The sequence below is a fragment of the Undibacterium parvum genome (assembly GCF_003955735.1).
Taxonomy (GTDB): domain Bacteria; phylum Pseudomonadota; class Gammaproteobacteria; order Burkholderiales; family Burkholderiaceae_D; genus Undibacterium; species Undibacterium parvum.
The window spans coordinates 3572001-3591441 of record NZ_CP034464.1 but is presented as its reverse complement, the minus strand read 5'-3'; the positions used below and the strand labels follow the sequence as shown (position 1 = coordinate 3591441).

General features: G+C 53.0%; 13 protein-coding genes. 8 read left to right on the top strand and 5 right to left on the bottom strand.

Translation table 11 applies throughout. From position 1 onward, the window contains the following. Window positions 1-10 precede the first annotated feature (10 nt). From EJN92_RS15680 to EJN92_RS15650, 7 genes are all read left to right on the top strand, one after another. A complete protein-coding gene (locus EJN92_RS15680) occupies window positions 11-847 on the top strand; it encodes a DMT family transporter (RefSeq protein ID WP_265415588.1) in 837 nt (278 codons plus the stop codon). A gap of 227 nt (window positions 848-1074) precedes the next feature. After that, entirely contained in the window at window positions 1075-1830 is a 756-nt protein-coding gene (locus tag EJN92_RS15675) for a class I SAM-dependent methyltransferase (protein WP_126129971.1), read from the top strand. A 720-nt stretch (window positions 1831-2550) separates the two neighbouring features. Then, on the top strand, window positions 2551-3237 hold the full coding sequence (locus tag EJN92_RS15670) for a DUF4386 domain-containing protein (RefSeq protein ID WP_170174911.1): 687 nt from the start codon (window positions 2551-2553) through the stop codon (window positions 3235-3237). Window positions 3238-3722: 485 nt separating this feature from the next. Then, window positions 3723-4808: an SGNH/GDSL hydrolase family protein gene (locus EJN92_RS15665; RefSeq protein WP_126128678.1), complete on the top strand. Its 1086-nt coding sequence runs from the start codon at window positions 3723-3725 to the stop codon at window positions 4806-4808. Window positions 4809-4829: 21 nt separating this feature from the next. Further along, complete coding sequence (locus EJN92_RS15660; protein WP_227869574.1) at window positions 4830-5528, top strand: hypothetical protein; 699 nt, start codon at window positions 4830-4832, stop codon at window positions 5526-5528. Between the two features lie 257 nt (window positions 5529-5785). After that, a complete protein-coding gene (lnt, locus tag EJN92_RS15655; protein WP_126128677.1) occupies window positions 5786-8272 on the top strand; it encodes an apolipoprotein N-acyltransferase in 2487 nt (828 codons plus the stop codon). A gap of 312 nt (window positions 8273-8584) precedes the next feature. Further along, window positions 8585-10324, top strand: a complete 1740-nt coding sequence (locus tag EJN92_RS15650) for an amidohydrolase (protein ID WP_126128676.1) — start codon at window positions 8585-8587, stop codon at window positions 10322-10324. Between the two features lie 32 nt (window positions 10325-10356). Here the strand turns inward: EJN92_RS15650 and EJN92_RS15645 are convergent, their stop codons facing one another. Both EJN92_RS15645 and EJN92_RS15640 read right to left on the bottom strand, forming a co-directional pair. Then, complete coding sequence (locus EJN92_RS15645; RefSeq protein ID WP_126128675.1) at window positions 10357-11040, bottom strand: SOS response-associated peptidase; 684 nt, start codon at window positions 11038-11040, stop codon at window positions 10357-10359. An 84-nt stretch (window positions 11041-11124) separates the two neighbouring features. After that, window positions 11125-13293, bottom strand: coding sequence for a PAS domain S-box protein (locus EJN92_RS15640; RefSeq protein WP_126128674.1), 2169 nt, complete (start codon window positions 13291-13293; stop codon window positions 11125-11127). Between the two features lie 240 nt (window positions 13294-13533). On the opposite strand from EJN92_RS15640, the gene EJN92_RS15635 reads away from it, so the two are divergent. Then, window positions 13534-14175, top strand: coding sequence for a response regulator (locus EJN92_RS15635; RefSeq protein WP_126128673.1), 642 nt, complete (start codon window positions 13534-13536; stop codon window positions 14173-14175). Between the two features lie 98 nt (window positions 14176-14273). Here EJN92_RS15635 and maiA read toward each other — a convergent pair whose 3' ends face one another. From maiA to EJN92_RS15620, 3 genes are all read right to left on the bottom strand, one after another. Next, window positions 14274-14930: a maleylacetoacetate isomerase gene (gene maiA, locus EJN92_RS15630; protein ID WP_126128672.1), complete on the bottom strand. Its 657-nt coding sequence runs from the start codon at window positions 14928-14930 to the stop codon at window positions 14274-14276. 51 nt (window positions 14931-14981) lie between these two features. Beyond that, entirely contained in the window at window positions 14982-17645 is a 2664-nt protein-coding gene (locus EJN92_RS15625) for a DUF349 domain-containing protein (protein WP_170174910.1), read from the bottom strand. Between the two features lie 472 nt (window positions 17646-18117). Continuing rightward, on the bottom strand, window positions 18118-19191 hold the full coding sequence (locus tag EJN92_RS15620) for an acyltransferase family protein (RefSeq protein WP_126128670.1): 1074 nt from the start codon (window positions 19189-19191) through the stop codon (window positions 18118-18120). Between the last annotated feature and the right edge of the window lie 250 nt (window positions 19192-19441).

The following is a 19441-nucleotide window of genomic DNA, read 5'->3' as shown; positions in this document are numbered from 1 at the left end:
CACTGGTGCTTTGGTTGTTAGCCTGCTCGTTGAGAGGCACGGCTTCACGCCTGAAAATATCTCGTTCTGGAGGTTCGTGGTTGGCGCGGTCGTACTATTGGCTGCTTTCGGACGAAGAATCTCGTGGGACCGACTGCAGCCGTTGATCGGAACCGTCATCATGGCGGGAGTTGCCATGGCGGGCTACGTGCTATTGTGGTTTCTGGGCATAGAACAAATGGGCGCAGCTGTCCCTACATTGATTGCCCTCTGCCTTCCGCCAGTAATCGTCACCGCAATAGCCGTCGTTCGGGGAGAAGAAAGAGCAGATCCCCAACTTCTAGTGGCACTCATAGGGGCGATCCTCGGAACTGTGTTCATAGTCGCCCAGCATGGGCCGAAACCGGCCAGCGCTGCGACAAATGGAGTCCTACTCGGTGTCGTGTTTTCTGTCGGTTCTGCCCTGCTTTACGCCGGCTTCTCTATGATCAGCGGACGAATATCGATTGCGCTCGGCGCCGGCCCTGCCACCGCGTCCATAACAGTTGTTGCTGCTGCCGCAATGGGTCTGTTTGGCTTGTATCGCCCGCTTTCGTGGCCGTCCGAGGTCCCGCCACAAGCTTGGTTTCTTTACCTGGGCGTTGTGACCGCGGCGCTTGCACTGCTTGCTTTCAGTTGGGGCGCGGCACGCTTAAAGCCCACGGCACTGACCGTCGCGACGCTACTTGAACCGCTGACCGCTGTGGTTTTATCTACCGTCCTGCTAGGCCAGCATCTCAGCGCCATTCAGTGGCTAGGAGGAACACTGCTCTTACTCAGCATCTGGGTGCTAGCTAAACGTACCGCAGCAAAGACGACATCGCACTAGCAGCGCAGGTCTTGCATAGAAGTATTCCATGCTCTAACATCAATGTGCTATGTCTAGTCCATTACCGATGGGACTGGCAGCGTTGCGGCTGTGTTCTTTATTCATTTGTGGGTGTCCATCGGCTAACTCAAGCTTAGCGCGCACAACTACTTCCGGAGGTTTCCGTGCCTATATCTGATGTAGATAGACTCTTCACCGGTTCCATTCCGCAGCTATACGACCAGTACATGGTTCCTTTAATCTTCGAGCCGTATGCGCTTGACCTCGCTGCGCGTGTGGCAAAGCTGCTGCCGACATGCTTGCTAGAGATCGCAGCTGGAACAGGTGTCGTAACACGGCAACTGGCAGACGTTCTGGCACCTGAAGTCCGGATCGTCGCCACCGATCTGAATCAGGCCATGCTTGATCGCGCTGCCTTAATCGGCACTAGCCGCGCTGTCGAGTGGCGCCAAGCAGACGCGATGCAGTTGCCCTTTTTAAACGAAAGTTTTGATGTCGTCGTATGCCAGTTCGGCGCTATGTTCTTTCCTGACAAGCCAAAAGCGTACGCCGAGGCCAGACGGGTACTCAGGAAGGGCGGCACCTTCATCTTCAACGTGTGGGACGCGATCGAGCAAAATGAGTTCGCAGAGACTGTCACGTTCGCACTGCAGCAGATGTTCCCCGACGATCCACCGCGCTTCATGCTGCGTACGCCGCATGGTTACAGCGACACAACGGTGATCGCAAGGCAGCTGAGCGAAGGCGGATTTACGCGTCAAGCTGTAATCACTACACTGGCAGCAAGGAGTCGCGCCGCATCACCCGACATCCCTGCTATCGCTTACTGCCAGGGTACCTTGCTCAGAAGCGAAATCGAGGCTAGAAACGCGTCACGACTGCTTGAGGCGACCAACGCGGCCCTAGCGGAAATCGGCAAACGGTTCGGGCATGGCGCCGTCGAGGGCAAGATTCAAGCCCATATCGTCATCGTCCAACGATAGCTGGCGCAGGGTCCCCCAAATCTGGCGTTCTAGGGACTGGGTTAGGGTTAAGGTTAAGGTTAAGGATTGAAAATCTCGATTTCAATTCGTAGGACGCTGCGATTGGGATCGAAGGCATTTAGGCGGTAACGGCGACCAGCAAACGCGCGGCAGACGTATTGCCATAATTGTTTTCATCTAGCTGCCCTGCCAGCGCGCATATTCCATGCGCCTTGCAGGCCAGTGTGCTTGGCAAGGCGCATGGAATATGCGCGTTAGCGCGGTGCCCATTTTAAAATAGTCGCAAAACCTAACTGTTCAGCCAGCTATACAAAGCCCTTCTCCCGCGAGCGGGAGAAGGGTTGGGATGAGGGTGGTCCAAATTAAGCGCAATATTCGATTTCTCGTAGTGTTAAGCGTATCAGCTATTTGAAGGCAAGCGTTACTCAATCACCCTCCCTTGCAGGGCGCATATCCGCTTACGAGCGAATATTGCTACACAGGTGGATGGCATGCCATCCAAATTCCCTGTTCCGCCCCCGGCCCTCTCCCGCCAGCGGGCGAGGGAGTTTTCAACGCTGGCTGCACAGTTACCGCAGAACCGGTGAGACCAAGTCACTGGTCATCAGGCAGCGTGCTTTAGCACACCCTATCCGTCACCCGTCCATCGCCAATTGTCTGAAACGGCAAGCTAAGGGAAGATCCCAACTTCTACCAATTTCTACTTACGCGAGGTTCATGATGAATACTGAAAAACAAACAGGGCAACTGATAGGTGCACTCTTATTGATCGCTATGCTGTTGGGGCTTGGGAACAACTTCGCCCTCAACACGCCTATTTTCTCAGGCGCGGGTTGGTTACAGAATGGCGCACAAATGCCTTTATTATTTACCGCTGGCGCGCTACTCGGTCTATTAACTAGCGCCTTGATGTTGGCGGTCGCTATCCTCGCCTGGCCGATATTGCGCCTATCTTCACCGTCGCTGGCACTGGCTTATTTAATCTTGAGTGGGATCGTTGTTGCCACCACGGCGATGGAGCAGGCCAATTTTCTGGCGATGCGCTCACTGAGCCTGCAGTTCGCCAAACATCCGGGACTAGATCCTGCAATGTTTGAGCTACTGCGTAGTATGGTTGGCGCTAGCCGCCAGTGGATACACTATATCGACAAACTGATCGGTGGCAGCGCTATCTTCGTGATGTGTCTGGCCTTATACCGTTCTAATTTGGTACCGCGCATCATCGCTGTTTGCGGCATGTTGGCAGCGCCTATCCAAATGTGCGGCATTAGCATGGCCTTGTTCATGCAAGACATGCCTAGCCTGATGCTGGCACCTATCGCCTTGAGCTTATTCGCCTTAAGCCTGAGCCTGCTCTACCGGGGCTTTGCCGTTCCTGGGTATCAGGCACGATACGCCCGCACTTAGTTTTAATTAAAGTCCCCGACTAGCGCAGCGCCCATGCGCTAGTCCAGCCAGTCTGGTCTGCTAGCTGCGTGAGCTATGCACGCTGGCAGAGCTAGCGTTACAAAGTTTCCGCACCCTACCTCAAGCTCAAGCCCAGGCTTGGTGGCCTCCAGTTCGCTAGCCTTGTTTCTAACAGGCAAGCGCATCGCTCAAAAAAGCCTCAGTTTCCGTTATTAGAATTTAAACTCTAAATTTAGCAAGAGTGATGCTGACTAAGGCTTGTGGATAAATGCGCCATTTTTTTCTGAGTTATTTTTGCTGCAACGCAAATTGACAGTAGTCGCGCTTAGTTTCAATACTGGCTGCCAATCAGATTCTAAATGCCCATCACAAAAACCTCGCTGAAGACGCATTTCCTGATTGCTGTAGCTATCAATTCGCAAGCACTAAAGTCTTAGAACAAAAATATAAACCTTCCTAGATGTAAAAAACAACAGGAGACAAAGATGAAGATGAGATTTCGTACTGCTATCCGCACGCTGTTACCAATTACCTTACTGGCATTAGGCGCAGAAGCGGCCGCCAGCACCCTGAACCAAAACGTCTCGTGGACCATAGACCGGGCTGGCACCACCAGCAAATACCGCGTGGTGGCCTACGGTGATTCTATCTACGCTGGCTACAATGGCTCCACCGTCAACGCAGCCAAGTACGCGGCACCGACCGTCGATGCTGAATACATGTCGGCATTATGGAACGCCGATATCGAGAGCGTGCGCCGTACCAAATCCGGCGCGATCGCCTCGGATGTGTACAACAATAAAATCGTGGCCGAGCGCTCTTACATGCAAGCGAGCAATACCCGCGTGGTCACTTTCGAGATGTGTGGCAATGATGGCTTGCAAGCGCGTACCGCCTTCAAGGGCCAGACTGGCACTTGCGATTACAGTGTGCTCACTTCGGCAGAGAATAATTGCCGTGCCAATGTAGCTGCAGCGATGGACTACATCAATGCCAATGCCTATTCTGGTGTCAAACTTAAGGTGGTCTCTAACCTGCATTATCCTGGTTATGCGGCCGACAATACGCAAAGTTCCTGCAAGGATGCCGGCACTGGCGCTACGGTCAAGATGCAAGATAAATTCTTGCCTTCGATCGCCAGAATTAACTTCCTGATGTGTGACTTTGCGCGCCAAAAAGGCTTCGCGTGCGCAGATAATTTTGCCCAGTACATGGGGGCTGATTACGATAGCAATGGCGACGGCCAGATCGATTCCGAAGCGCTGCGCTACGTACTCGGTGAGAGCGAAGCGAGCTACGTGACCCGGATTACGTCGACGCTGCGCTCTACCATCCGTGACGCCAACACGCACTTTGTATCCTCAGGCAGCAGCTATGATTACATCCAGTCTGATGATACTCACCCGACTTACACAGGCAGCACCGTCACCGCTGGCTTGTTTGGCGGCAGCACCGGTACTGGCGCACCACGCTACAGCTCGTTCGTCAGTGGCAAAAATCCGATCTGGAATCAGTACGGCCACGAGCGCATGGGGTGGGCTATTTCGACTTTCAATCCAGCGGCACCTTAATCACCAAGGGAAAGCAAGCTCTTGGATACACCAGCTAGTTCTAAGCCCGCCGCAACCGAGAAAAATGGACACGCGGCGGGCAAGGTCTGGAGCCCTAACGCGGGCTACCTGATGATCGCCCTCCTGCTCGCTGCCGGCGGGCTGAGTTTTTTATTCTATCTATTGATGTCAAGCTCGATACCAGAAGATGCGGCTAACGCAAGTAGCGCTGGTAGCACTAATAGCACAAGTAGCGCTGCCAGTTTGCCAGCGCCAGTTGAGTCGCGGCTATCCACAAATAGCAAGCAACCTGCAAGCCCCCTACCCCAGATTGCAGCACCCGCATTGGAAGGCGACGCCGACCCTACGCGTGACTTGAAATATTATGTGGCACGCGGTGAAAAACCAACCATGCCCGAGGTAATCGCCCGCCTACATGAGGCCGGTGTGCATACCGGCCTAGGGGCATTCTCGCCACCGGGTACCCGCCCACCACTAGTTGGGCTGGCGGTACCCGAAGACTTTGTACTGCCCAAAGGCTATGTGCGACATCATCAAGCCACCGACGACGGCCAGCGCATAGAAGCGATCTTGATGTTCGCACCGGATTATCAATTGTTCGACGCTGCCAACAAACCGATTCCACTACCAAAAGACCGTGTGGTGCCGCCCGAACTGGCACCGCCCGGGCTGCCAAATCGACGCATCGTGCTGCCTGCGCCGGTCGAAGCCAACAAATAATATTTGCATGATTTCCCGTTACTGTTCAGCCCGCTATGAAGCAAGTCAAAACCACTCAACACAGAGACACAGAGACACAGAGATTCACAGAGGAAAGCAAGGCAGTTCTCCGTTTTTTCTCTGTGTCTCTGTGCCTCCTGTGAAAGGTTTAAAGGTTTATAGGTTTAAAGGTTTATAGGTTTTAATAATTTTAGTAGCAGGCTGAATAGTTACGATTTCCCCCATAATTTTTCCCGCGACTTTTCCCACATCCCTCGATGACACTTCTCAGTAATTCTAAAATACGACGATCCACCATCGCCTTGGTGGGCATACTTGCCAGCGCACTCTTGGCGGCGCTGTACGTGCGCGGTGGTGCCGCTTATCTACTCGGCTTTGTGATGTTAGTGCCGTGGTTGCGCACGCTCGATGCGCGCTCTAGCATCTGGACCTCGCTGTTGAGCGGCTATGCCATGTCGCTGGCCTACACGGCGGCCGCTTTCGCCTGGTTTGGTAGTGCCATCGGTAGCTATACCCAAGTCGGAGCGGGCACCGGCCTGGCGCTACTGCTATTAGCCGCACCGCTGTTTCAACCACAATTTTTGGTGTTCGCCCTGGTGCGCCATGTCGCCTCGTATCGCTACGGCGTCAGGCTACGCACACTGGCCGCCGCGGCCGCGTGGCTTGCCACTGAGTATCTAGTCCCGCGCTTGCTGGGCGACACCCTGGGCTACGGGCTGTATCCATCGCCACTTATGCGGCAAGCTGCGGATCTCGGCGGCACTGCTGGTCTGACTTTTTTACTGTTGCTGGCCAACGAGGGCGTAGCTTTAGCGCTCGCGCGCCGCACTTTGGGCTGGCGCGTGTTTGCCAAACCACTGGCAATGTCAGCACTAGTGCCAGCTCTGCTGACAGCTTACGGCATGACGGTGCTGACGCTAGTGCCAGCACTCTCGCCCCAGCCGACAGTTAGCGAGAAGCCACTGCGCATGGGCCTAATTCAGGCCAATCTGACTGACTACGAAGGCCTGCGTCAGGCCAAGGGCGCGCATGCCGTAGTGCGCGAGGTGCTCGACACCCATTTTGCGATGAGCTACGACGCCGTGGTGCGCCAGGGCGCGGACGCAGTGCTTTGGTCAGAAACCGCCTACCCGACCACCTTCGGCCATCCCAAGAGCGAGGCCGGTGCCGAGTTTGATCAAGAGATACTCGCGACCATCAAGGCCGCTGGCGTGCCTTTCGTGTTTGGCACTTACGATAGCGATACCCAGGGCGAATACAATGCGGCCGCCTTTGTGCAGCCAGATCACGGTCTGCTAGGTTTTTATCGCAAGACTCGCTTATTTCCGCTCACCGAATATGTGCCGGCCTGGCTAGAGAGCGAAAACTTGCGACGCCTACTACCGTGGACTGGCAACTGGCGCGCTGGCAATGGCGCCAGAGTGTTTCCGCTGCGGCTAACGGATGGCCGCGATATCCCGGTTCTGCCTTTGATATGTCTTGACGATGTTGACACCGGGCTCGCTATTCACGGTGCGCGCCTCGGTGCGCGCGCCATACTTACCATGTCTAACGATTCCTGGTTCAGCTCCCAGCCACTAGGCGCACAACTGCATCAGGCAGCAGCGGCGTTTCGCAGTATAGAAACCAGACTACCGCAGTTTCGCGTCACCAGCAATGGCTACAGCGCAGTCATCGATGCCTATGGCAATGCCTTGGCCGGCAGCCGCATGGGCGAACGCAGCCTGGTGATCGCGGCCTTGCCGGTAACTACGCCAGCGCGCACATTGATGGTGTGGTGGGGTGACTGGGTCGGGTTGGTCGCGAGCGTGTTCTTGCTGATGCTGGCAGCTCAGCCAATACTGGCGCTGATACCTGGCTGGCGCTTGGGCGATGCGGCCGCAGAACAGCCGCTGCGCTTGCCAGTCAGGGTGGCGCTGTTGCCGCCCGCCGCCCGCTACGCTGCAGCTTTGTTACGCGCCTTTGCACGCGCCAGCTTGCTGTGGATGTGCGCTGCGATGTTATTTAACGAAGCCCTGCGCACCAATACGCTGGCGCAAATACGCACTTTCGGTGCCCTGTTTCTTGCTCCTGAAGCGGCTAGCTGGAGCCTGCTACTGGCCTATTCGGCGCGCGCCTCGCTAGAAAATGGCAGCCTGGTGCTCAGCCGTGGTGCCCAGCGTTTCGAACTGGCGATCAGTGAAATCAGCGCACTGGTGGTTTGGCGTCTGCCACTGCCCTGTCCCGGCGCCAGCTTGCGCCTGGTCTCGGGTCAGCGCTGGCGCTACGCTCTGGCACTGGCCAATCCGCCTGCGCTGGCACGCGCACTGGCGGCGGCCGGTGGCCCGCCACTATTACCCTGCCCGCCTTCCCCCTTGAGCAGCTATGCGCAAGCACGCTTGGCAATGCAGCGCTGGCGACTAGATCATCCGCTCGTAAAATTTGCCCTACTGCCGCTGGCTTTGGCGATTCCGGCCTTCCATTTACATCAGCATATTGCCTACGGCAGTGCGTTCGGCGAGTACTATAGCTTTGGTTTGAAGGCTTACCTGATCGCCTTCGCGCTATGGTGGAGCGCCTGGTCTATCGGTGTAGTACTGAGTGCGACGCTACTGCGTGCCAGCATAGAAATCGGTACCCTAATCACGGCCTTACTAAGCCCCGGAAAAACCATCGCGATGCGGCGCTGGCTAGAACGCATCGCCCATGTAATGCTGTATCTCGGTCTACCAAGCTGGCTACTTTTCAACGTCTACGCTGCATAATTTAGCCCCCTGCCAGCACGCATATCCCATGCGGGCTGCAGGCCAGGGTGGCCGGAAAGGCGCATGGAATATGCGCGCTGGCGGCATCTTGTTAGTCGCGATTTTTCTGCTGATTGTTTTATTTCTGAGCGCCAGCAAACGCCGTTGCTGAGTAAGTGGCATAGACGAAAAAGTGTAAGGCGCTATGGCGTAGCCTTACACTGCTAAATCAGAGAGAAAAATCTCGTACCAGCGCGGCTAGCGCCGGTTTGCCCGGACTTTGTTTGCCCCCTTTTACTGTCGCACTTTTACATTACTTTTGAGGATATTCTCTTGAAAACGCACTTCAATTTCAGCGCTTTGAGGCATAGCCTAACCCCGCCACAACTAGCCCAACTAGCACAAATAGCACGCTTGACACAACTAGCGCTGCTTGCGCTGTTGCTGAGTGCTTGCGCTAAGGATAATGGTCCCGAGCTTATATTTCACAATGGCATAGTGTTGACGGTCAATAGCAAGGATGAGGTGGTCGATGCTATCGCGATACGCCAGGGCGTAATCGTGGCCTTAGGTAGGAGTGCCGACTTGCTCAAACTCAAAACTGAGCGCACCGAACTACATGATTTGCAGGGCCATACGCTCATGCCTGGCTTCGTCGCCGCGCACGAACACCCCACGCTCAGCGCCATCTTCAACGCGGCGGTCGACCTCAGTGGCTTCAGTCACCAAAACAATGCGCAGGTCTGGCAAGCACTGCGCTTGGCAGTCAAGAATACGCCCAAGGGTGAATGGATCTATGGCGCTGGACTAGACCCGATTTTGGTGCCTGATTTACAGATGCCTATGCGCCAGGCGCTCGATTTAATCGCGCCGGATCATCCGGTGGTGTTGGCCGCACAGTCGCTGCATTCGTTCTGGGCCAATAGCAAAGCCTTTGAGGCTGCCGGTATCAACCGCGAGACCGCTGATCCGGGTGCCGGCGCCTACTACCAAAGAGACCTGCATGGTGAGCTGAGCGGCTTCATTGCGGAAGGCCGCGCGGCCGCGCCCTTACTCAAGGAACTCAAATCACCGTGGAAGCTATTTAATCGCTACAGTCAAGTACTTGATGGCCTAGTGGCCCGCGGCTATACCTCGATGGCCTCGCTCGGTTATAACGTACCACCGTTGATGGCGCGACTCGCCTCTTCGAAAAATTTCCAACCGCGCATACGCCAATTTTTTTATCTGGTGGAAGACGAACTCAAGTATTTACCCGATGCGCCGGCAGCAGCGCAACAAGATCCTTACTTCCGCGTATTAGGCGTCAAATTGTGGCACGATGGCTCACCGTATACGGGCAGCATGTACACTAGCGCAGCGTATCTGGACACCCCGTTGGCGCAGGCACTCAACATAGCGCCGAATAGTCATGGTGCGGCGATGATAGAAACCACAGAACTGCAGGCCAAGTTGGAAAAATACTCGCGCTCAGGCTGGCAACTTGCCATTCACAGTCAAGGCGATGCTTCCAACCGTGAAGTTGCCGCTGCCATCGCATTAAACCAGGCAAAACCGGTGGCTGATCTACCACTGCGAATAGAACATTCAGTTTTATTACCTATCGATTTGATGCCGCGCCTGGCCGAACTCAGGGTCACTCCGAGTTTCCACATCAATCATATTTTGTATTATGGCGACGCGCTCAGCGCATCACTGATAGGTCCGCAGATGGCGCAACAAGTCCTGCCGGTAAAACGCGCCTTTGAACTGGACATGCACCCGACGCTGCATGCCGATAGTCCTATGTTTCCCCCGAATGCGTATAGCCTGATGAAGACTGCGATCACACGTAAAACCAGCAGCGGTGCGCACCTCAATCTGGAGCAAGCCATCACAATCGAGCAGGCACTGCGTGCCATGACCATCAATGGCGCTTACCAATTGGGGGTAGCGGATAAAACCGGTAGCCTAGAAGTAGGCAAGTGGGCCGACCTACAAATTATCAAGCAAAATCCCTACCGCACGCCGACAGATGCGCTTGATCGCATCGAGCTATTGAGCGTTTATTTGGCTGGTCGCAAACAATTCTAAAGTGCGCTTCAGTGACATGCTCTTTGCGTCGCTTAGAAAATAAAGCTAGTCTGGTCTGAGGCGACACTCTCTAACGCACTGCCAGGCGCTTTCAGCGCCGGCTGACTGTGCATCAGCTCGGCCGGATAGAGTTGCAAAAAACCGCTGGCTAGTTGCGGATCTTTGCATGCCAGCCACGCATCGTAGTTCTGATCGGGCAAGATCACCAATGAGCGTTTTTCCTCGCCAAGTTTATGGAAGCGCTGCATCAATGGATGCTGATCGGCATTGATGGTAATTTGAGTAAACGAATAACTCAGCTGGTCCTGCTCTCGCCATTCTTTATACAGCCCAGCCACGGCAAAATCACTCGCATCTTTCAGCCCAATCTGCCAGCGCTCTGCTCTACCGCTTTCATAACTAGGCTCGAAAAAGTGCTGCATAGGCACTAGGCAAAGCTGGCCTCCTCGCCAGGCTTGAGAATAGCTGCGCAACTGAGCCAAAGTCTCGGCACGCGCATTCATGGTGCTAAAGCGCTTCACTCCTGGCGCCAGGCGCGCCTTAGGTAGCATGCTATAACTGGCTAAGACGGCCTGGCGTTGCCCGCATGCGTCGTGACGGATGATAGGCGCCGGATAATCTTGCCAGATTTCGTTTTTCCATTCCGCGTCGGGCGCCGCAGCGCCAAATTTCTCTTCAAACAAATCTTTTCGGCTGGGAGTGTAATTGACACACATAATGGGCTAGGTAAAATGCTATCGATTTATTTTTTTATGCAGAATCAGAAACTAAGTAAGACTTTTATATCCCCTAACCGCCCCTCAAGCATTTGCATCGAGCGATATTTCTGGTGCCCTTAGCGGCAACACCAGCACGATACGTGTACCGTGGCCTAGTTCACTCTCTAGCCGTATCGTGCCGCCCAGGATGCCCGTAGTGATGTTGTAGACGATATGCATACCCAAGCCTGATCCGCCCTGCCCGAGTTTGGTCGTAAAAAAGGGATCGAACACGCGTTTTTGATCGAGTTCAGCGATGCCTACGCCGTTGTCTGAAAACACCAACCCGACATGATCAGGATCTTGCATTTGTGTGCTTAAGCGCATTTCACCTTGCTCGCGCCCCTCAAAGGCATGTGCCAGCGCATTACTCAAAAAATTAGTGAGTATCTGTCCTAAAGGTCCTGGGAAACTATCCATAGTAATGCCAGCACTAAGCACCAGCACCAGGCCAAACGGGCCTTTTTTATACATGGGCGACAAAGTCGCTACGATTTCTTCCAGCAGCGTTTTAAGATCGAAGGTGCGACGCTGATTACTGGCTTGATCAACCGCCACCTGTTTAAAGCTGCCGATCAGATCGCGTGCGGCACCCAGCGAACGCATCAGAATATCAGTCCCGGTAAGCGCACTTTGCACATACTGCTGTAGTGCCGACTTACGCAAACTGCCCTCGTCCATAGCACTGAGTAAGGCGCGCGCATTATCCTGCAAAGTGCTGGCGACGGTAACCCCATTGCCGATAGGCGTATTGAGTTCATGCGCAATACCGGCCACCAGTTTTCCCAAGGCCACCATTTTTTCTGAACGTATCAATTCATCCTGGGCGTATTTGAGTGACTCCATCGCATTGGCCAACTCTAGATTAGCGTGCTCTAGCCTTAAGGTACGTTGTATGACGCGTTCTTCTAATTGTAGTGTCATATCGCGGATTTCTTGCTCTACCTGATACTGTCGCGTGACGTCTTGTATGCAGAAAAGAAACAGGTCCTCGCCCTTCATGACAAAGCTTCTGACCGAGATCAGGCAGATCAAAATCTCACCGGCTTTAGTGCGGATATGCGCTTCGAAACGGTCTAGCATGCCGTCTTCCCGCATTTTTAGCATGAGGCGTTCACGCTCTTGCAGATCGTACCAAAAATTCATTTCCAAAGCTGTGCGCCCGACCGCCTCCTCGCGAGTATAGCCAAATTGCGTAACCCAACTATCGTTGAGTTCAACCAAGCAGGAATCCTGCATTCTGATCAGGCCAAGGGGAATCGGTGAAAGCTGCACGATATTTGAATATTTTCTCTCGCTCTCACGCAGTAAAGTTTCCGCCTTGATCTTGGCATTTTCAGTGGCGATTTCTTGATCGATGTTTTGTACCGACAGCAGCAGATAGGCCCCTTCGCCAGCCTCGAATTTAGAACCAGAAACCCGACACTGGAAGATATGTCCCTGCTTGTGGCGGAAGGCGATGATCATATTATGCACTTCGCCAAACTGCGCGATTTGCTCTATCATTTTTGTTCTTTGCTCGGGCATACCCCAGATTTTTAATTCGCTGGAATTGCGGCCCAAGGCCTCTTCGCGGGTAAAGCCGGACAAAGGTTCCCAGTTACGATTGACATCGATATAGTGACCGTCACTCATGCGCGTAATGGTCAGGGTCGCCGGTACCAATTGGAATACGCGGGCGAGTATCGCCTCGCGTTCACGCAGATCTCTCTCGGCCTTGCGAGCGCTAGTGATATCGCGCATAGTTATCAAGAGAAACTCAACCTGCTCAGGATTTTGTTTTGAGAATATCGGCTCGGTATTAAATAGCAAATATTTAATTGGTGCCGCTGACACGCTGATCCCCAATCGCAGTTCGCGCTGCGCCTCGGCGCTGCTAAAACTACGCCAGAGCCCAGCGTCTTCATACCTGACAGCTTGGCCGTCTTCACAGAAAAATTGGGTGAGCTGCGTATCGTACAACTGCGGCAATTGGCTGCTATCTAAGCCGAGTATGCTTAAAGCGGCGGGATTGGCAAAAACAATTTGTTGTGTGTGACTGGCGACCAGTATGCCGTTGTCCATCAGTTGCAAGAGTCCGCGTAATTGCTCAGGCTCGCTGAGTAGAGGCAGCTTTGACGCAGCGGCATGCCGGTAGCAATACGCGATCAGCAGCAGTATCAAAAAAAGAGCACCGCCCAGTATCAGACTTAAAGGCAAGTAAAAAGTCATGTGACTCTCAAAGTGAGTGTGAATTCAGCGCCGCTGGCTAGAGCACTTTGTAACTTTGCTTGAAGCCTTGCTCTTAAGTATTGTAGTATATTAATTAGGTCTTGGCGTTTTGCAACATTTACCCAAGCGTAATTTTTATCATTAATTAACAATTTGACCTCGTCAGTTCTTGATTATCGAGATAGCTTCACATAAGATGAAAATCAAGAGTAAAACATTTATACAAACGGGAGAGCACTGATGAAGCAAGCAAGCTACAGTAACACGCCCAGTTTGTCCGGACCTATCCATGTCCAGCGATTTGCGCATACGCACAGGCATTTTGGAGCTAGCAAGTCAGCACAATTTCAGTATCAAGCGGACAGCGACATTTCTAATTGCGGAACTATCGACAACGATGACGATACTATCGATTTTCTGGATGAAGAAAGCGAACAAGATACTCAAGTCAAACTGCAAGAGCCATGGAAAATCCTGATTGCAGATGATGATAGCAGTGTGCATGATACGACTTTACTGGCCTTGGCTGGGGTGCGTATTCATGACCGTCCCTTAGAATTCTCGCATGCCTATTCTGCCAAAGAAGCGCATCAGGTTTTACTCAGCAATCCGGATGTGGCACTGATCTTACTCGACGTCGTCATGGAAACCGTCGATGCAGGTTTAAAATTAGTCGGAGTGATACGCAATGAATTGGCGCGCGACGATCTGCGTATCATTTTACGCACCGGCCAACCAGGCTATGCGCCAGAACAACATGTCAACAGCGAGTTTGCCATCGATGGCTACACGACAAAATCTAAACTGACTCGTTCTGTTTTGATTTCTGTACTCAACGACACCCTGACCGGCTCCAGCTCGAATCCGGGCTTAGCAAATTAAGCAAAAATACGACGGTTTTTACATGTAAAAAAGGGATGGCGAACACGCCATCCCTTTTTTTTCATCTCTATGCCAATTGCGCTGACGCAAATTGCGACTTACTCGGCATCCGCTTGATTCGCTGGTGCGGCCAAATCGAAGGCGGCTAAGTCCATACAATTTTGATGTATGCGCATCAGTTGTGGCACGCTCGACAAATCACATTTAAATCTTTGTGCATTGTAAATCTGTGGCACCAGACAACAATCGGCCAGCGTCGGCGTATCGCCATAACAAAATTTTCCGCTACGCGGATCGGCTGCAATTTTCTCCTCCAAAGCACGCAATCCCGTCATGCACCAATGCTGATACCAGGTGTTTTTTTGCTCCTCACTCATCCCCAAAGTTCCGGTCAAATATTTCAATACCCGTAAATTACTCAGAGGATGAACATCGCAAGCAATCGCCAGCGCCAGCGCTCGCACATGCGCCCTATCGAGCAAATTTTTCGGCAGTAAAGGCGATGCTGGGTACTTCTCTTCCAGATATTCTATGATGGCCAGCGACTGACTAAGCGCCATCTCATTGCCCTCGTGCTCATCCACCAAAGCAGGCACCAGGGCCTCGGGATTGAGCGCGCGAAAACTGGCGGACAATTGCTCGCCGCCGTTTTTCACCAAATGCACAGCCACGCTATCGTAGGCCAGACCTTTGAGATTTAAGGCGATACGAACCCGATACGAGGCCGAACTTCTGAAATAACCGTAGAGCTTCATGTTAGCGACTCCTGCACATTTTTATGGATAGTCCGGCTTAAACAACAGCACTTACAACACCGCACTGGCAGCCAGAATTTCTTCCAGGCGCTGAGCGTTTGCTGTCGATGTCAATACCGGCAAACTCAAGAGGCGATAACTAAGCGTGCTGGCAGCATCTGCTCCTGAACCGCGCTTGAGAGAGTTTTGCAAGACCTCAACCTGCATTTGCAAACGCTCACGTGCCAATTCTACCGGGCTATCGATACCGAACAGTATTTCTAACTGAAGTAAGCCGGCTTCAAATTCACTCGCGTTATTTTGCAAGTGAGCGGCATAGACAGCGTCAACTTTATTCAATGCTACCGTGGCATTTTGAAAGCGCGTCTGCAAAATAGTATTCAACTTTGCCGATGACTTGCCGCCAGCACCAGCCGCTTGCAGGGCATCCCAGGCACTTTGCAAGCTGCTCAACTCACTAGCAGCGCGTGCCTCCGGTGCTAAGGCCAACAATTGCTCGGCCTGCTGGCATAGCGATAATTTTTTCACGCTGAGCTGATGGCTTAGCTGTTTTTGCTGATCCAACACTGTCTGGCTATGTTGTTTCAGACTGGCCAGAGCCTGCTGATAGCGCTGCTCCAAAGCCTCTTCTTCCGCTCTGGGCACCTGACCGGCGCTTCTCCAGCTTGCCGCGCTTTGCTGCAATAATTGCTGGATATTCGTTTCCTTGCCATCTAGCTTGGCGCTGGCCTGTTCCAACTCTGCACATATTGCCAGTTTGCTGGCTAAATTTTCTCTGCGTTGCGCATCGGCCTCGCCCGAAGCTTGCTTACGCTGGGCGAATATACCATCGCAAGCAGCACGATATTTATCCCACAGCACTTGCTCATCCTTGCGTCGCAAAGGCACGGCAGCAGCCTGCGCCTGCCAGCGTTGTTGCAGGGCTTTCAACTGATCGGTCGTGCTGCGCTGCATAGGATCGAGCGCCAATACTTCGGCAATCAGTCCTTCTCGGGCAATCATTTCTTGGGCTCTACGTTGATCCAGGGCTTGCTGCACGCTGTGTACACAGCCATCAAATGCTGCATCCAGACGGCTCTTATGTTTGCGATCGACGTGACCGAGCTTCTTCCAATCCTGTTGCGACTGCATACAAAAATTCGCCATTTTTTTCCAGTCAGGCGTGCCCTGCAGGAGTTCCGCAGCGCTAGTCTGGAGTGCAGTCAATGCCGCCTCGGCCAGATCCAGATTGGCTTTGCGTTGCTCAGCCTGTTGCTGAAAATGCAGAGCGGCAGGCGCATAGGCCAGATGGCAAGCGGCATCAAAACGTTCCCACAGTTCTTTGCTGGCGGCACCACTGGTGGCTTCCATTTCTTTCCAGCGCTCGCGCAGGGCTGCAACTTTTTTGGCTAACTCGTTAGGGCCCAATTCTAAGGCCGGCATTTCATCAAGCGTCTTGATTAGCTCATCTCTGGAGACATCACCGCCCCACTTGGCCCAGCCTTGCAGATACACCAGCTCGCTGCGGGCCTCGAACAATTGATCTTTTTGCTCAGCCGTGAGACCAGCATGTTTGGCATCGACGCCACGCAGTTCTCTATCCAGCTTGCGTGCGGCTTGTATGCTGCCTTGCGCCAAAGCTTCAGTCAAAGCCTCGATTGCGGCCACTACCTGAGCCTTACTTAAAGTAGATACAGGCTTATCCTTATAATCCTTATTATCCTTATTATCCTTAAGTTCGCGCTTTTCGCGTCCCGCCGCTTTGCTCTCGGTCTGAGCCACTTGCTGAGCGGCTTCTGTCGGTGCAATTTCACCTGCCGTAGCAGGCGATCCGGCATCCGCCTCAGTCTCCGCTGTTGCCGCGCTTGGCTCGGCGACAACGCGCGTTTGCTGAAATTTTTCTTGTCTTTGCTGCTCACGTTGTTGCGCTAGTTGTAGCGTTTGCTGGCGTGATTTCCATACCTGCTGCAAGGCTTGCAGTTTGCTCACCGCATCAGCCAAAATATTTTTAGGCAAGGACGCTGCCTCGCTCTGCAACTGACATTGATCCAATTCTTGCTGCCATGCTGCCAGGCGCACTTCCTCAGCCGAACTATCAGGAACGGCATCAACCTCATCGACTTCCGCTTTGCCCTGCCCAGCCTGATTAAGTTGCGCCAAAAGATCCAGAACACGACGCTGCAGCGCTGTTTGTGCGAGTAATTTTGCCTCGATCTGCTGGCGCAAAGAGGTAAATTGGGCGAGCAAATGAGCGGGAAATTGCACTGCCGCCTGGCGTTTATCCAAATCGCTCACTTGGTTGGCGATCACGTGTGGCAGCTGTGCCAAATGACTTGCTTCTTCTATGCATAACTGCGCCAATTGCTCTTGCTTGGCAGCTTGTGCAATCACGTCGAGGCGACTCTGCATCAGCTTGGCGACTCGCTTATCAGTCTTGAGCATGGCGGCCCTGACTTGTTCCAGACCTGCCTGAGTATGCACATGCTGCGCTGCCTGCAAACGTCCGTCGGCGAAATCACAAGCGAGCAAGAGTTCTATCGCCGCGGCTTCATTGCCATCGAGATTCGTCATCTTGGCCAAGCTCGCGGCACGTGCTTGCTCCAACTGGTGTTTTTTTGTTTCTGCTTGTTGCTGAGCGACGATAGCGTTGGCGCTTTGTGCTGCGATTTTTGCGGCTGGCTCATTTTTAAGGCTGCGAGGACGACGAAACAGTAACTTAGCGAGGAAATCGAACATAGCGAATGGGTATAGGTAGGAGAGAAAACAAGCATCATAACAAGACTTGCACTCTATAGCAGCATGAAAGATGCCAGATTGCACGGATACTTGCGTAGCTCGTAGCAAAGCACGCAAACGCAACAGCATAAATCAAAAAAAATAGCCTGGTCGCTAGCCTCGCTACAGGATCTAGGGATTTTAAAAAGAGATACGGCTATCGCGCATATTCCATGCGCTTCTTCAGGCTGCCTGTCTTGGAAGCCGCATGGAATATGCGCGCTGGCGGCATGCCTAAAAAATTTACAGCGGCTAAGTTACTGTCCAGCCCGCTATGAAGAAAGTCAAAACCACTCAACACAGAGGCACAGAGACACAGAGATTCGCAGAGGAAAGCAAGGCAGTTCTCCGTTTTTCTCTGTGTCTCTGTGTCTCCTTTGAGAGGTTTTCGTTTTTTTAAATAATTTTAGTAGCAGGCTCAATAGATACGCGGCTACACCGTAATGCGCCAGCCGCGCAGCTTAAACAGCCACATCAAGAGGGCAAACACGGCAGTAAAGGCGGTGGCAAATGCCAAGGAAGCGAACTCAGCGCTCACAGCGGCGGCCAAAGGAGTGGCAAACAGCGTGCGATACAGTGGCTCAGCCCAGCCTGTGGCAGCCAATACGCAGGTTGCCACCCACGATCCGGCATACGCTGCGATGGCGTTGATCCCAAAGCTGCGTCCCAGGGCTGGCATGCCACGGATATCGATCAGCTGATGTGCCAGCGCCATACACAAGTAGGCAAAGCCGGCCGTCCACAAGACAAAAGACGGCGTCCACAATTGCTTATTCAGAGGTATCAGATAGCCGCTCAGATATCCGGCCAACAGAGCTAACAGCCCGGCCTGCCATAAATACTGCGTCTGTCCATTGCGCAGCCAGCGACCGGCCTGCAAGCCAAGGAGCACAGTGGCGATACTCGGCAAGGTAGACAATAGCCCCTCTGGTTCGTGCGCCAAGCCAGTCAACGGATTAAAACTGTAAGCCAATTTCCCTAGCAGCAGGCTATCAATTTTATCCACCAGATTCAGATCTGGCTGCAGCGCGCCGCTAGCCAACAAGAGCACGCCATAGCCAATTAAAATAGCGGCAATAATCAGCCATTGGATCTTTATGCTGCGCACGTGAATCGCAATCAAGCCGACGACGGCAAAACAAATACCGATTCTTTGCAACACACCCATCAAACGGAAATTGCGCCCATCGATCAGCCAGTAAGCGATCACATGCAAGGCCAGGCCCAGCGCGAAAATACGCACGCCGCGCCAGACCACGCTACGGCTCAAGTGGGTCGGATCGCTAGCGCGCTCCAGTTGAGGCGCCAGCGCCAGATGCAAAGAAACGCCGACGATTAAGAGGAAAAACGGAAAGATAAAATCGGCTGGCGTGCAACCATTCCACGCCGCATGCTCCAGCCAGGCATACACATGATCCCAGTCGCCTGCATTGTTTACCAATAACATCGCTGCCACGGTCAAGCCGCGCAGTGCATCGATGGAAGTAAGTCTTAGCGGATTTTTCATGCATTACCTTGTAGGTGACATTAAAAAATAGTTAGGCGCAATACCAATTCTGCTTAAACGCATTATTTCCACTCAAATAATAGCGATGACAAGGATAGAAATATCAATACCACTTATAAAAAATGAAGTAAATTTGAAATATAAAACTTAGACTAAGCAGGCGACGAAAAATACATACGATCCAGAATTGTTGGACATTTTAAGCGATTTAGCCCTGAAAAATGATGACTCAAGGTCTAGCTAGCAGGTA